The organism is Anaplasma platys (assembly GCF_012790675.1).
GTDB classification, from domain to species: Bacteria; Pseudomonadota; Alphaproteobacteria; order Rickettsiales; family Anaplasmataceae; genus Anaplasma; species Anaplasma platys.
This window is the reverse complement of sequence record NZ_CP046391.1, coordinates 581,144-596,221: the sequence shown is the minus strand read 5'-3', so window position 1 is coordinate 596,221 and position 15,078 is coordinate 581,144. Positions and strand designations below refer to the sequence as shown.

The following is a 15,078-nucleotide window of genomic DNA, read 5'->3' as shown; positions in this document are numbered from 1 at the left end:
TACATATGTTTGATTTGCACGGAAAGCGGCTATTAATAGTAGGAGCATCTGGAGGCATTGGCAAGGCTATAGCTGTTCTTTTTGCAGCTTCTGGTGCTGAGCTGTGTCTTTCCGGAACTAGGATGGATACCCTTGAAAAGGTTGCACGTGAGTGTGGGTCTAAAACCCATGTTTTGCAATGCAATCTGCTTAACTACCTATGTGAAGTGCCTGCATGGTTTGCAACTTCACGGTAGCCTGCTGCATTTTTTACTTCTCTTTTGCTACTGCTACTGTCGGTGCACGTCAGTTAGACTAAGTTGCTATCTCTTATGTGTATATAATCGGCGACAAGGGGCAGTTGCGCCTTATTAGGCACATGTTTAATTGTGATAATCTTTACTTGGATCACAAATACATTGTTCAAATCTGTCTACTTTTGCAGGTTCAAGATTGGCCACTTGAGTATTTACCCATCTATTTTTTCTCTGTATAGGTGTATATGTTTTGCGTGCAACATACGCGTAGCTCCTCACCGACCGTGTATTATTTACACCGATCTGTTCTTGCCGCTTATACTGGGCCCGCTTAAAGTGATCTATTGTAGGGAAGAATATTGCCATGAAGTGGAGTAATTTGAGCGAGAATAAAGGTCGGAGGAGTGGTAATAAAGTAGTATCTTATGTGAAGTCTTAAGCAATTTTGCCGATGATAGAGATGAAATGATGTCATTCAAGACTATGGAGTTTGGGATGGAGCCTTGACGTATATTAACCTCTTGTTCGTTTATCTCGATAGACGTTTTTGGAATAATACGATTCGGCTCTATTCCTTTGTCGTAGTATTGCTGCTCTGCCTAGAATTTGTGTACATCTTAAGAAAATATCGCGAACCGAGACGGAACTTGCCGTGATAGAACCTGTGAAAAGTCAGAGCTTTTTTCTACGGCATGCTCGGTAACAAACTATGGGATGCATAGTTTTGCAATTTCATGTAGTGTATACTCATCCTAGAGGTGCAGCGCGGGGTATGCTAGTACCGCGTGAATGTTGGGGTAGCTCACCGGTTTTTACCACTTCTGGGTTGCCTGCGATTTTTACTAGAGCTTTGGTGCTTCCTTAAGGTTTTTCAGAAAGAGGGCCTTGTGCCGGGTTTTCCCGTGTTGTTTTGAGTTGAGTATAGGGTGAAGAGCTAGGGCAGCATTTCAGGTATCTTTGTTCATGTTGTGTGAGAAACGAGGGGGAGGGGATTTGTTACCTAGATACAAAAAACTATCGACAGTTGAAGATGCTGACGGGGACACCGTGGAAGCAACACGAGTTGTTGCTAGCTATACCGTAGCGCGTGACAACGCGGTTGCTGCTAGTAGTGTGATCTTTGAAAATTTGCTTCGCATCCGTCCCTTCTTAAAGTCTAAGACTGCAACGAGAAGCTTCTCCGATGACACTTTTGTGGGCATATGTAGGATAGGTAGCGAGCTCGATGCTGATGAAGCCTTGGAGAAGACTTTTCATGCTCTTGTAGATACTAAAGTGGCGTTGGCGAACGTTTTATGTAACTTGCAGTGCACGCGAGATGCTATAGAACGGCCATCTTGTTCAGAGTATGTGGTACTTAACCGATCATTGCAGAATGTAGGGCTTACTTTGGGAAAAGTGGAATATTTCTGCAAGCTCCTGGATTATGAAGGGAGTCTACACAAGGTGAAGGGAAACCACCTTCTCAAGCCTGTTTTTGTTACCAAGATGCTAAATGAATTTTACATCATGTTTTTTACTCTACACAGAATATGCCCAGAAGATGTAGTGGAGGTAGATCCTGACGGATGTCTTCAGGTAGCGGAGTACTCCCTCATCGAAGCCATTTATGCTGTACAGGAGTTTGTCTATACTCAAAACAAAAGTACAATGTCGGATAAGCAGCTTGGAGCCAGGAGTTGGGCAGCCTCGTTGCGCAGGGCAATAACCCTTGCGTCAAATACCGTTCTTATGGCAGCGAGGAAAATCACATATACGGAATATGAGCTCGTGCAGTTGGATGCCGCGCTTGCAGTTCGTGTTGCGGGACTTGCCTCAGAATACACTCCTGAGAACTTTGTTAAAGCGCTTACTACTCTAGTTGGAGGCTTGGTAGAGAAGTTCTATGCTGTGGCGTACGTTGTAAGAGAAAGAGCGCAGAGCGATGATGGATGCAAATCGCTTGCCGGCGTTTCCATAACATCGGCATGCATAGCGAAGCATGCACTAGGGATGTATTATGCATATGTGTCGTTAGGTGGTGTGTCAGAGGATAGGCAAGTCTCCATATGTCGCTCTTATTTCGAGAAAGCCGTAGTGTGCGAGATTTGCCTGTATGCAAAAGCGGCGATGTGCACAATAGAAAATAAGGATGACTTTCCAATATTGGTCAGCCGCATACAGCGTATCATAGACTTATGTGCATTGATTCATGATTCACATGTTGAGTTGGAAAAGATGGCACTGTGTCCAGAGGAGTGTGGGAAGAAAAAAGGCCCTGTCAGCGACGCAAATGGCTTATCTCAAAGTATAGAGAATAGAATAAGACGCATTTGCGCGAATGTGGCATGTTTGACCATTCATCACAAGCAAAACCTTAATTCCAAGACTTTTAGATACATAGGTGGTGTGGTAGTGTGTGCACTTAAGGCCTTAGATATATTTTCAGGTAGGGTTGCAATTAACAGAAGCTATTGGATAAGTGATGATTACGATGTTTTGCGGGTTTTTCCAGGAGAAGTGAGTAAAGGTGCACGAATTATCTGTGATAACTTCCTTGGTAAGCTTACTCCTTTGCAATTTATAGAAAGGGTTTACGGGAACGATCTGCATCGCTATATGACAGATGCGTCCACTGTTGATGTTCTTCCTGCTCACCGAACAGCTACACCTTCATGTCAAAGCCGCAGCGCCAGTAACCTAATTGACCACGTTCAGGTGTGTAGAAAAGTAGCCATCAGTGACGTGAGTTCCTTTCAAAGATAGACTTGTCCCATTGATTTCAATATTCAAAGAAAACACTGCATATGGCATTTTGTCCAATACGCAATATGCTGGTAATATCAAATAAGCCATTAAAGCCATAACGAAGCATTGGGGGTTATGGGAAATGCAACAAGTTTTGTATGGTATGGATGCAAGAGCAGAATAGTCAGCCGTGGGTAGTGGTGAATCTACAGAGAAGAGCAGCAGTGTTTACATGTGCAGGAAGCGTGAAAACAATGGCAAAGCAGTCCTCGCAAATGCCATTCCGTGATCGAGTTTTTCATCGTGAGCGGGGGGGGGAGGAATAAGGCAAGTTGTGTCACGATTGTATGTCTTTTCTCTAGTATCTAAACATGCTGCATGTAGGGGCAAATCTACAATTTAACATAGCAGGTGTTGCATATTACGCGAATTTGTGCAACTTGAGTCCCAGTAATGGTCCGTGAAAGCTTAGTAATAAGCTTAGTGCGAACTGTGCTTTGTTATAGGGGATAGCTCATTGCATATCAGCTCAACACATCTTTCCCACCAGTTCCAGAAATGATCTTGGAAGTTGTTCCGCAACTTCTATAGAGTGTAGCTGAGAGCCATGTAGTGCTGTGTGAGAACACTAAGCTTGTGTTCTATAATCTAACAACAACAAATATCCACTACTTTAGCTTCAAAAATAGTCTTTTATAGTGGGCTGGCAACTTTTCCTTTTTCGTTCCTATTCAGTGTCCACAGTTCTTTGGCCATTTCCTCCGCAGTGTCCGTATTGCTTACGATACTACCTGGCCAGCCGCGCGCGGTGTAATTTCCGACCTTTGACTTTACCGGATCCGTGCTGGTCTTCGCCGCACCCTGGTCATGCCCACATTCACAAACCTCCAGGACATAGTTTTGTCCGAGTGGCACTTTCGTATGGCCATTGGTGTGCGCGTTCCCGGTGTAATCATACAGCTCCACTGTACTGACTTGCCATTGACCCCAGTGGTGACGCCGTCACCCCCTGTTACGTCATTCACCCTCTTCTTCGCACAAACCTTCCCATCAATCCCCTTAGCCTGATGGCCAACAGCCTGTGCTAAAGCTGCTATTTTCCTTTTTATCTAACAATGCAGCATTCAGCTAATGCGCTCTTTTTGTTTGGGTGTTATTGGGGACAGCAAGCACGCAATGAATACTAGAATACAAGCCTTACACCGATTTTGGCACCTGTGTACGCCATCTTGAATGATGCTCTCGCAAACTCCTCGCTCCTGTTCGTAGTAATGTCATCAACAAGACTTTGTACCGGCAAATCGTCGTACTCCCCGTTTCTAAGGACTCTATGGTAGAACCCGGCAGCAAATACTGAGAGATCAGGTGACAGTGTATAGCCAAGACCAGCCTTAACCTTGTAAGCCAACTTAGGCGTGACCTGCCCATCAACAATACTCACAAAGTTTGCACCAACACCTAAACACGTAAAAGGAACAACGTCAAACTCCTCACTTCCTAGATCATAGCAAGAATTTAACATTACCGAAGTTGTCGACACAGAACGGATTTCTGCTACTTCACCTCCAGAAATGGTCTTCGTAAGCAGAGCGGCAGCAACCTTTGTTTCATCTTGCGTCAGTCTTACAAGGCCATACTTCGCTGCAGCCCAATTTGGCCTTCCTTCGTTGTCCCCTCGCGCTTCCCCATGAGGCCAGCTGTCCGGCATCTTTCTTATGGCTTCCCCAAACTCCGACAAACTCACAGGCCCATGCTTTTCAGCAAACTTATCTCCCCGGCGGTAGTTCTTATATTCACTACTTGTCTTTGGCCCCTCTGCTTTGCAAGCGCAAACTTGATCGTTTATCCTAGGTGCTGAATAGCCTACAGCTTGAGCAAAAGCTACCAAATCACTTGCTGTTGTTTCCGCAAGAGCCCTGCCAAACCTTTCATCTTGGAGGCTTACCAAATAATGTGGAAGACCCTTTGCCAGTAGGTACAGTGCATCAGCATCTTCTTCCTTGTTCCCCCTATCTTTTATTCCCCTAGTCTTGAACGATTCATATCATATCTCCAGTTCCACCCGCGCAGATCCAATGCTATACCCTATACTCGCTTCCAGCGCTATCAAATGACTGTCCTTAAATAAGATGCTTGGATTCGGCATGCCCCAGTCGAACTTGTCCGATCTACGCTCTATTATGGCACCATCTCTGGCATACGGATAAACCGCAGCAGTACTCCCGGAACTTTCCCCTATTTCAAAATTACTTATCCATACTAAATGCTGGACTATAATTTAGTCCTACGTAGAAGTTGCCTCCACTGAATCTGTCCATGTTGCTGATACCTCGCACAGGGGATGCCTGCACCCAAGTAGAGGCAGCATGGCTAGCAAGCCAACCGCTGAAAGAGCTAACTTCATTCTTTCTACTTTTTTAACACCTTGTCCGCCTAGGTAGGTCCTCAAACATACCACTCTATTTATCCTCTGATAACACGTACTTACTGGCGCCTGGCCCGACTTCTAGGTGGACTTCTAATCCCTGTCCTGCAGCCCCCGCCTATTGCCATAAAAGAAGCAAAAGTGCTAAACTAGCTCCATCTTCATCTATTTATACAGATGTAACACAACACTTCCTGCGTGCATCTCGCCGCTCATACATAACTACTGCGTTTTAATGCTTCTTACAGGTAAGTTTTTTAAATAAGATCCCCCCCCCCCCTCTCTCTCTCCCGCCATACCCTGAGCAGTGTTTATCTTCCCTTTCGCTGTCCCCGGCCAGCCACGGTTGGTTTGCTTGTTGATGTACCATACGTGTTCTACCCTGAGCAGTGTTTATCTTCCCTTTCGCTGTCCCCGGCCAGCCCCGGTTGGTATAGTTACCTGAGCAGCTTAGATCGCTCTTATCACTACACTGTTTGCGCTTAGACAAGTCCTCGAATCTCCAGCTTAAACTTCTATCTTAGTGCGACGGCTTCGCAAACCTATTCTTATCCGAATGCGCAGATTGGCAATCAACGCAACACCAACGTCTCGTGTCGGTAAACGGCACCACGTCACCGCCTATCTTCGCGCCTACCTTCTTCTTACGAATTACAAACCTTACCATCAATATCCCTGGCCTGATGGCCAACAGCCTCGGCAAAAGCTGCGATTTCCTTCGACAGCATTAATATATGACTAGTACTGGTAGATATTTCAGGAGCCGTGGAATCGAGTTGGTGTCGCGAGCAGTTTGCACGCCACTTGCCCAACATGTGGTCCAGTTTGCGTGGTTGCTAGAGTGATGTTCTGGAATACCCTACTGCAACACCTTTATTGTCTTAGCAGTGTTAAACCCTCTTGTAACCGCGGCGCTGAAGTCGCAACTTGCCTTCATAATATTCTCTATCGTGTGGATCAGCATGTACGTCCAAGCCGCAAGTGAAACACCTCGGATTTTTTGCGAATTCATATGTGTCAAAACTGTTATCAAGCAGATCTACCCTATATAGTTTGCCCAGGTGCTGCGGTGTGATGCCCACGAGGTGTTTAATGGTTTCTGATGCGGCCATACCCCCGATTACACCCACAGTGGAGGACACAATCCCTGCATTTGCACAGTTTAAATCTGTACTTACGGGCGATCCTTCGAAAAAGCAGCGGTAACAAGGACCATTCTGGGGCACTATGACCATTAACTCACCCCGAAAGCCAATAGCGACACAATGAACTAAGACCGTCCCCGTGGCGACACATGCATCATTGAGAAAAATCTTCACTGCTAGCCGATCAACACAATCGACAACGACATCTACGCCTTCGAGCATGGATTCAAAGTTATGGGGTCCTATGGCGACAGTTATCGTTTCTACAACTACATCACCATTGATACCATGCGCGAGTTTTGAGCCTACCTCGGCCTTTTTTTTCCCAACACTGGTTTCTTGAAACATAATTTGGCGGTTAAGATTGGAGATTTTTACCGTGTCATCATCGCACAACATTAGCTTTCCCACACCTGTTGCTGCGAGTAAGGGAATGACACTGCTTCCCAGCCCACCACATCCAACTACCAGCACCTTACTTTGCCGCAATTTTTGCTGTCCCACTACTCCGATTTCCGGAAGTACCACTTGTCGATCATAGCGTTGTCGCAAGTCCATAGCGCTGCGTCCCTTTATGCGCGTTTGTCCCAAGGCTTACTGAAAAATCTGCTGCCAGGTTCTGTCACAGGAATCTGCGCAAGCGATGCTGGCACCTCGTTTTCAGGATAATTCTTAATATCAAGAGAAAGAAGACTAACGACTGGGAAAGGCAGTTGTGCGTTATGCGAGCGTCTTATGATACTGACCTCGCCAACAACTTCCCCACCGATGCCCCGTATGGCATTGTACACCTCAAGAGAGGATTTTCCCGTAGTTATCACATCTTCCACTATAAGAACCCTGGACGCCGGGACAACACCATGTCCGCGTCTCAACGCGAAACTTCCCTCCACACGCTCGAAAAAAACGAAATTCACATTAAGCTGTCTTGCAACCTCATATCCGAAACAAATACCGCCCACAGCTGGCGCTGCGACGACGTCGGCATCGAGTAAATATGCGTAGTGGTCGCGAACTTTATCAAGCAACTTGCCACAGATTTTCTCGCAGACTGCTGGGACCTCATGTAGTTTTGCGCACTGGATGTATGTATCAGAATGCAGACCTGAAGAAAGCAGAAAATGCCCCCGCAAAATTGCCCCCCGCTCAAGCAAAGTACTCAGAATCTCAGTTTCTAATTCGCTTCCAACCTGAAATTCATGCATAAAAACTACCTTACCCATATGGTATCAAGCATAATAGCACATTATGCGGAAAATAGTAGTCTACAAGAACACGGGCGCTTCGCGTGTAAGCCACTGTGTAATGTACGAAAAAGTGTAAAAATATGAGGATAGACTGTGTGCATAAAACAGAGGGAACCCCAGACACTTCCCGTGTTTTTCTTCGCGTCCGTAGTTTCTTCGACTGCACTACTCTGGTTGTTGTGCATTTCTTACTCTGAAGATTGGGAATACTATCCACTCTTCTCAAGCAAAAACCTAACAACCACGCATGAAGCCCCCTCCCGGCATCTTGTATGCGCGCCGGCCACATTTCTTTATGTGCCAGCAGCAGTGTAGGGTAAATCATTCCAACAACGAAATGACTCTCAGCTAAACCTGCCTTGTGCACGCAGTGCGCGGTAGCTGAGGCTGTTGGCACATCGGCAAAGGATATTGATGGAAAGGTTTGTAAGAAGGGCGGCAGCGGCAATGCCGCGGGCAGCTGGAAGTGTACGCAGACTGGCAGCAACGGCGTCAGCACCGCAGAGTTCAGTAAAATATTTACGAAGGCAGACGTAAATACTGACAACAAAGGCAAAGCATGGCCTAACGGGAACAACGACGCTGCGAAAGCGGAAGACCTAAGTATTGCGTTGAATAGAGAACTAACCAGCGCCGAAAAGAACAAGGTAGCTGGGCTGCTAACGAGGACTATATCCGGTGGTGAGGTAGTGGAGATCCGTGCGGTGTCGACAACGTCAGTAATGTTGAATGGTTGTTATGATCTGCAGAGTGAAGGGTTTAGTATAGTACCTTATGCATGTCTTGGTGTAGGTGCTAACTTCGTTGGCATTGTTGACGGACACGTCACTCCTAAACTGGCTTACAAGGTCAAGGCTGGTTTGAGTTATGAGTTTATGAGATATCGTGTAGTAGTTTGGATCTTAGCAAAAGAATCTTAATCAGTAAAAATAGCTGCTCTTATGTATAGTTATACAAGCATTAGGATCAAAGTGCACAAGCATAAGTAGTGAGGATAATAGGCCATATCACTACAGTTTACACTTGCGTAAATTTAGAGGTGTAGAATGCCAACTGCAGATAGAAAAGAGAGGCTTTATTAGTTAGTAAAAGTCCGTTCTGCATACACATTAATGTATGAGGGATCGTAAAGAATGAGAAGAAATTACGGTAAATACACGTTAGGCGTTGGCGCGTTACTCACATTAGCACTGATGGGAAGCAATGAAGGTGTTTCTGAATCAGTTTATTCTCAGAAAAATTTGAGCACTCAATCTGGGAGAAATGTCTATATTGGGTTAAGCTATAGTCCTTCTTGGCATAACATTCAGAACTTTTCTGTGGGCGCTAGTGATGGTAGTACTGTTGCTTGGTATCCGGGGTTGCACGGCGCGAAAAAGAGTTGGGATATTAGTGATTTTGACTTGAGTATACCGGTGCACAGTATAAACTTCCAGAATAGTTCTCCGCTGGGGGTAGAAGGAAGTCTAGGATATCGGATAGGTGCTGCAAGAGTGGAACTTGAAGTTGGCTACGAAAAGTTTGAGGTCAAGAGTGCAACTGGCAGCACGTCGGACAGAGATGCTTCATCAGCATACCTTCTCGCCAAAAACCTAGTGCATAGCCTGCTCAACAAACAGGTGCAAAATTTTGCCTCAGAGCTGGCAAAAGTAGATGCACAAGGTATTGTTGATTTTGCCCAAGCGATTAAGCTTACCAGCCCAGAAATCGACAAGAAGGTTTGCTTTAAACAGGTTGGAAGGAGTATAGCCGGGTACAGAAGACACGTCACGCCATATAGCTTGGCAAAACATGAGCCCTGGAGTTGTGTGGATTTTGCTAGCACAGTTTTCTCAGGCAGGTTGGGCATACCAGGTTACCCTGAATATGGTGTAGGAAGCCTTAGCAAACGCTTTGGCTCATTGGAAGGACATAACATTATGCAAGAGGATTCCGCCGACGGCACCAAAACCAACCGTGGGTGGCCTGGAACTTCTAAAGGTAAGATAAACACCGCCCAGGGTATGGCAGAAGACCTGATCAACCGACTTAATAAGAATGAGAGAGAAACTGTTGCCCGCATCCTGACGCAGAAAATTGCCGGGGCTGAAGTTGTGAAAATACGCGCCCTGACCTCAGCATCAGTAATGTTCAATACATGCTATGATTGGCGCTATGAGGAACTGCACATCGTGCCGTTTGCATGCGCAGGTATAGGTGCTAACTTTGTTAGTGTTGCCGATGAGCATTATACTCCGAAGTTGGCTTGGAAGGTGAAAGCAGGGCTGAGTTATAAGTTGGCTCCTAACCTTACTATTTTTGCTTCCGGGTTCCACCATAGGGTCTTGAGTGAAGGAAAATACGAAGAGCTGCCTGTATATAGACTTGCTGGTGACATAACCAGAAGCAAGTCTAAGCAGTCCGCTAAGGCATCGTTCAAGTTGGCTTACACCGGCGCGGAACTTGGTGTCAGATTAGAGTTCTGATGCCAGGAATGTGTCCGTAAAGTAGCTCATAATAGGGGCTCTTACACCGACATAAGACGAGTCGCACTCTGGAAAGATTCTTGAAAACTAAGATCTGTAATACTCCGTACTCACGGTTCAATAGGGGTAGGGGGTGAAGACCAGAGGACTAATCGGGGATCCAGAGTGCGGCGCGCCGGCATACCATGGCGTTTTTCCTCTATGATAGGACTTTTACCTTATGGAAGGTGCTACTACGATACCAGACCACAACATAGGGTACCAGCACATGTTTGGGGGATGACAATCACGTAAGAGGAGATAATATTCTGTGGAACCATAAACAAGAACCCATCCAAAAGCAAATAGTTACGACCGAAAGTAAGCAGACGCAGTGGCATTTTGAGCAGGAAAATCAGGTTTATTTTTCGCACAATGCCTGTTCCTGCTACGAGAGTTACATGTTTTGTCTCATGCAGTATACTGGGCAAATGTGCTCATGATAGCAGCCTTAGTAGCGCTCAATTAGTGGCAATATACAATATAACTGAGGATTAACGAGAAGATTATGCTGCTAATCAGCACAAACTCTTTTTCCTCGGTACAAGCAAGTAAATACGCTAGTTTCCGGGCGAAAAACATCTACTAGACATGTTGGATGGGGGAACAAACTATTTAAAAAGCTGGCTAACCAAGAAAAGAAATCGTTATACACTATGAGCCGATCGCATGGGTATTAAAAAATTGGGCAAGCGGCAGAAACAACTTATGCGATGTTACCACCGATTTGCACATTGATGACGTTATGTAATTCTGTCAGCAGGGTCCTGCAATTTTCTGGGCATTGTCAAAAAGTTAAAATCTGTGATATACTACGCCGCTGGGTTGGAAGGGAGTAATACATGAAACCTGAGCTATATAGCACTAGCGAAGTTGCAGAGTCAGTTCCGTCATTGTCTTCTACCACGAGGGGGTGGGGCTTTGGCATGCTAAAAATTCTTACTGGAAGTACTGCATCGCAAGATAAAGCTCCTGGGCATTCATTTAAGGCGACGTATGCTGAAGAACACGGGAGTCTAAGGGATAGAAGTGTTGCGAAAATGTCTGGTGCACTGGCGTTCTGTGGTAGTAGCGCTACTTCGTGGGTCAGTAGGGTAACAAGAAATAGAAGCGGGTTCAAGCAACTGCCAGTTGATGAGAGGGGCCGCTGCTAATTCGGACTGTAGGTGGAGAGCAGAATCGTGCTTGAGGTCTGTCTCGATTCGGAACACACAACAAATCTCCTGTGTACTATAGTGTGCACTTAAGTGGAAGACAACTTCTAACGGTTCCTGGGGCCTGTGCGCTATACTGCATAGGCGGGTTGTGCCCCGGGAAATTATAAGAAAATGAAAATCTGAGATACATTACTGCGCTAGATTTTGGAGGAGTACCATATAAAACCCGTTGCACATAACTCAAGTGGAGTCCTTGAACGTAACCAAAAAGAGAATAGACGGGCCGATGTCGGGAAGGGGGAGGCTTTTACGCGGTAAACCCAAAATATGGGTGCAGTGTAACAAAGGGATGTTAATTCTTTGACAACGATAAGCACAGAAAAACAAGGGGTGTTTGCGGAAGATCAGACTGGATCAGGTGCTTGTTATAACTTCCAGAATCCTCCTTTGAGCTGTCCTGCGTACGATTTGAAGGTGCCAAGCGTTGAAGACGGCGTAGATCTTGGAAGGCTTGAAGCAAGTACACCTAGTCTTCCGCACCTATTAGGCAGAGAAAAATGGGATGATATTCCACTAGGTGAGGACCCCCTCGAGCGCAAGTGAGATAACATAGGGTATGGTAAGCCAGTATCTTACGATTTAAACTGCTGTCAAGGTGCGATAGGAGCTGTGTGCTCCTGGGTATGGAAGATTATGGAGGACAAGTACAACGAGTTTACATGTAGTGGTGATAAAAAAGTGACAGGAAACAGCAAAACAAAGTGGTGATAGGATACACATTGATGGCACTACCAAGCACTCTGACTGTACTCACTCATTGGCAGGCACATTGGCGTTTAGTGCACTAAAAGGCCGGAATTAGGTTGTTTTGCCTTGGCCAATTTTCTATACTCTGCTCATCTACCTGGAAAATAACAGGAACGTTTTATGCGAGCATCAATGGACGAAAAGTATAGCCATAAGTCTATAGAAGAGAGATGCCGTACTTTTTGGGACGGTGCAGCAACGTATAGATGGCGTGGAGATGGCTTGCGGAGCTTCGTTATTGATACCCCTCCTCCAACCGTTTCGGGTAGTTTACATATGGGACACATTTTCAGTTACTGCCACACGGATTTCATAGCCCGGTATCAGCGAATGTCTGGGGCTGATGTGCTATATCCTATGGGATTTGACGACAATGGCCTTCCGACCGAGCGTCTTGTGGAGAAAGTAACTGGAATAAGGGCTGCCCAAGTATCCAGGGCAGAGTTTGTTGCTACCTGCAGCAGAGTCTCTGCGGAGTTTCGTGAAAAGTTCCGTGAGCTGTTCCGCGCGGTAGGTATTAGCTGTGATTGGGCTCTGGAATATAATACCGTTGGTAGCACAATACAAAAAATCTCCCAGCAGTCGTTTTTAGATCTGTATAACAAAGGAGGTATATACCGCAAACAGCAGCCCATACTGTGGGATACTGTTGATCAGACAGCGCTGGCTCACGCTGAGATAGAAGATCGCACGCTCCCTTCCAACATGAATACCATTTGCTTCCACACAGAAAGTGGATTGCCAATTCATATAGCAACAACGCGTCCAGAACTGATTCCAGCCTGTGTTGCAGTATTCTATAATCCCGAGGACGAGCGCTATATGCATCTTAATAGCCAAGTCGCCATTGTCCCTATAGGCGGACATAAAGTGCGAATTCTCCCAGATGACAAGGTAAAAGTGGACAAGGGGACGGGTTTGGTTATGTGCTGCACCTTTGGTGATGAAACTGACGTCCATTGGTGGCGCGTTCACAAGCTAGATACCAGGATTATTATCGACAAAACTGGGCGTCTGAGTGGCCTGGATAAATTTGACGTTGCTGGTGCAAAGATCAAATCTACGCAGTTCGAAGGGCTTAAGATCAAGGATGCGCGAGAAGCAGTTTGCGCTGCACTCTATAGTAAAGGCTTGTTGGTTGCACGAGAGCCCATTGTTCATGTAGTACGTTGCGCAGAACGCTCAGGAGTAGCTGTAGAGATCTTACCCAGCGACCAGTGGTTCGTTAAGGTGGTCGAGCACAGGAATGCGCTGATGCAACAAGTGCAAAAAATACAGTGGCATCCGCCCCACATGAAAAAGCGCATCGAAATGTGGATTGAGAATTTAAACTGGGACTGGTGTATTTCTCGCCAAAGGTACTTCGGGGTATGCTTCCCCGTGTGGTACTCAAAGCGCCCCGGAGAAGAAGGAAAGGCACTGTTTGCTGATGTGAAGGCATTGCCTGTTGATCCATCGCAAGACTTACCTGAGGGCTATAGCCGCGAGGAAGTCATGGCGGATACAGATGTGATGGACACCTGGGCAACCAGCTCCTTGTCACCGCGCTTTGTCCTTGATGCAAGGTCGCAGATGACCGATGAGGGATTATGGTCATCATGTCCTGCGGCGGATTTGCGTGCTCAAAGTCACGAAATAATACGTTCCTGGGCTTTCTATACAATTCTTAAGTCTCATTTGCATGATGACGATATCCCGTGGAAGAACATCATGATCAGTGGCTGGTGTCTTGCGGAAGACAAGTCAAAGATGAGCAAGTCGAAAAATAACGCAATGGACCCAGCAAAAATTCTGGATACGTATGGAGCAGACTCAGTGAGATATTGGGCAGCTAGAGCCCGCACAGGTGCAGATACGGTATTTTCTGAGGAGGTTCTAAAAATCGGAAAGCGCCTGGTAGTCAAAATATGGAATGCTAGCAAGTTTGTGAGTTCTTTCCTAAACGGGGATACCCCCTCAGCAGTCCAGCTTATGCCCACCGATCTGTGGATTCTAACAAAACTCAGTAAAGTTGTGGATGACAGCACAAAAAACCTCAACGACTTCGAGTACTGTCTTGCGCTGTCTTGTGTCGAAGAGTTTTTCTGGAAAGATTTCTGCGACAACTATCTAGAACTGGTAAAGTTTCGTGCATATAACAACGGGGATGCCGCTGGACATGCATCAGCAATTTTAACCTTGGAAACAGTCTTGCGCACGCTTCTGCTGCTCTTCTCGCCATATGTCCCCTTTGTCACCGAAGATATTTTCAAAACTCTTTATGGAACATCAGTACATTCCAGTGCGTGGCCTACTAGCGACACAATTCCCACAGATATGACTATGGAAACACATGGAGATATTATGGTAAGCCTGATAGAAGAGGTGCGAAAAACTAAAACTGCTGCACAAGTGTCGGTAAAATACCCTGTAGAGTCAGTCACAATAGCTGGGTTAACAGAGGAATTTCCGGTACACATGCTCGAGGACTTTAAGCACGTTTGTAGCATAGAGAACCTGCTGTTGAGTGAAGCTATCTCCCCAGCAACTGCACCTACGGTAGAAATTAAGCTGGCTGCTAAGGCTACATAAACAATCTACAAGGGCCCCGTTAAAGGCAAAAATCCTGTTGATACAGGGTAATATCTCTACTAGCGCCGCACTTACCACCATGTGCGAAAGTAGGAATGTTAACCGCTATTTGGGTTTCCACAACCTCAACTACCATGGGTAGCCGATGAAGCTGGCCGCCGACTTCTATAGAACATGGCGTCGTTTCAACGGTAATTCCGTGTACTAAAACACGAAGCTTGCGTTCTGAATCTAACACAACTACCTCAGCCACAGCGAC

At 46.0% G+C, this 15,078-nt stretch carries 14 protein-coding genes; 7 read left to right on the top strand and 7 right to left on the bottom strand.

All coding sequences use genetic code 11. The features are described 5' to 3' along the window. Positions 1-5: 5 nt before the first annotated feature. Both ANPL_RS02470 and ANPL_RS02465 read left to right on the top strand, forming a co-directional pair. On the top strand, positions 6-236 hold the full coding sequence (locus tag ANPL_RS02470; RefSeq protein WP_169193204.1) for an SDR family NAD(P)-dependent oxidoreductase: 231 nt from the start codon (positions 6-8) through the stop codon (positions 234-236). 963 nt (positions 237-1,199) lie between these two features. Further along, positions 1,200-2,981: a hypothetical protein gene (locus tag ANPL_RS02465; protein WP_169193203.1), complete on the top strand. Its 1,782-nt coding sequence runs from the start codon at positions 1,200-1,202 to the stop codon at positions 2,979-2,981. Between the two features lie 675 nt (positions 2,982-3,656). On the opposite strand, the gene ANPL_RS02460 is transcribed toward ANPL_RS02465, so the two are convergent. The 6 genes from ANPL_RS02460 to pyrE all read right to left on the bottom strand — a co-directional run bounded on the left by ANPL_RS02460 (position 3,657) and on the right by pyrE (position 7,738). Next, positions 3,657-3,878, bottom strand: coding sequence for a hypothetical protein (locus tag ANPL_RS02460; protein WP_169193202.1), 222 nt, complete (start codon positions 3,876-3,878; stop codon positions 3,657-3,659). 268 nt (positions 3,879-4,146) lie between these two features. Further along, positions 4,147-4,911 carry a P44/Msp2 family outer membrane protein gene (locus ANPL_RS02455; protein WP_169193201.1) on the bottom strand — a complete coding sequence of 255 codons (765 nt, stop codon included), beginning with the start codon at positions 4,909-4,911 and terminating at the stop codon, positions 4,147-4,149. 96 nt (positions 4,912-5,007) lie between these two features. Continuing rightward, positions 5,008-5,202, bottom strand: coding sequence for a P44/Msp2 family outer membrane protein (locus tag ANPL_RS04870; protein ID WP_410518189.1), 195 nt, complete (start codon positions 5,200-5,202; stop codon positions 5,008-5,010). 706 nt (positions 5,203-5,908) lie between these two features. Then, entirely contained in the window at positions 5,909-6,055 is a 147-nt protein-coding gene (locus ANPL_RS04755; RefSeq protein ID WP_236822886.1) for a hypothetical protein, read from the bottom strand. A gap of 223 nt (positions 6,056-6,278) precedes the next feature. Then, positions 6,279-7,091, bottom strand: coding sequence for a HesA/MoeB/ThiF family protein (locus ANPL_RS02445; protein WP_174764262.1), 813 nt, complete (start codon positions 7,089-7,091; stop codon positions 6,279-6,281). Between the two features lie 14 nt (positions 7,092-7,105). After that, positions 7,106-7,738 carry an orotate phosphoribosyltransferase gene (gene pyrE / locus ANPL_RS02440; RefSeq protein ID WP_169193200.1) on the bottom strand — a complete coding sequence of 211 codons (633 nt, stop codon included), beginning with the start codon at positions 7,736-7,738 and terminating at the stop codon, positions 7,106-7,108. Between the two features lie 401 nt (positions 7,739-8,139). On the opposite strand from pyrE, the gene ANPL_RS02435 reads away from it, so the two are divergent. The 5 genes from ANPL_RS02435 to ANPL_RS02415 all read left to right on the top strand — a co-directional run bounded on the left by ANPL_RS02435 (position 8,140) and on the right by ANPL_RS02415 (position 14,819). Further along, positions 8,140-8,700, top strand: a complete 561-nt coding sequence (locus ANPL_RS02435; protein ID WP_169193199.1) for a P44/Msp2 family outer membrane protein — start codon at positions 8,140-8,142, stop codon at positions 8,698-8,700. A gap of 213 nt (positions 8,701-8,913) precedes the next feature. Further along, positions 8,914-10,245, top strand: a complete 1,332-nt coding sequence (locus ANPL_RS02430) for a P44/Msp2 family outer membrane protein (RefSeq protein WP_169193198.1) — start codon at positions 8,914-8,916, stop codon at positions 10,243-10,245. 881 nt (positions 10,246-11,126) lie between these two features. Further along, a complete protein-coding gene (locus ANPL_RS02425; protein ID WP_169193197.1) occupies positions 11,127-11,438 on the top strand; it encodes a hypothetical protein in 312 nt (103 codons plus the stop codon). A gap of 363 nt (positions 11,439-11,801) precedes the next feature. Further along, the gene (locus ANPL_RS02420; protein WP_169193196.1) at positions 11,802-12,044 is read left to right on the top strand and encodes a hypothetical protein; all 243 of its coding nucleotides are present in this window, start codon (positions 11,802-11,804) and stop codon (positions 12,042-12,044) included. Between the two features lie 324 nt (positions 12,045-12,368). Further along, entirely contained in the window at positions 12,369-14,819 is a 2,451-nt protein-coding gene (locus ANPL_RS02415; RefSeq protein ID WP_169193195.1) for a valine--tRNA ligase, read from the top strand. Between the two features lie 19 nt (positions 14,820-14,838). Here the strand turns inward: ANPL_RS02415 and ANPL_RS04750 are convergent. Further along, positions 14,839-15,078 (bottom strand): hypothetical protein (locus ANPL_RS04750; RefSeq protein ID WP_236822885.1); only part of this gene is annotated, 240 nt, incomplete at its 5' end.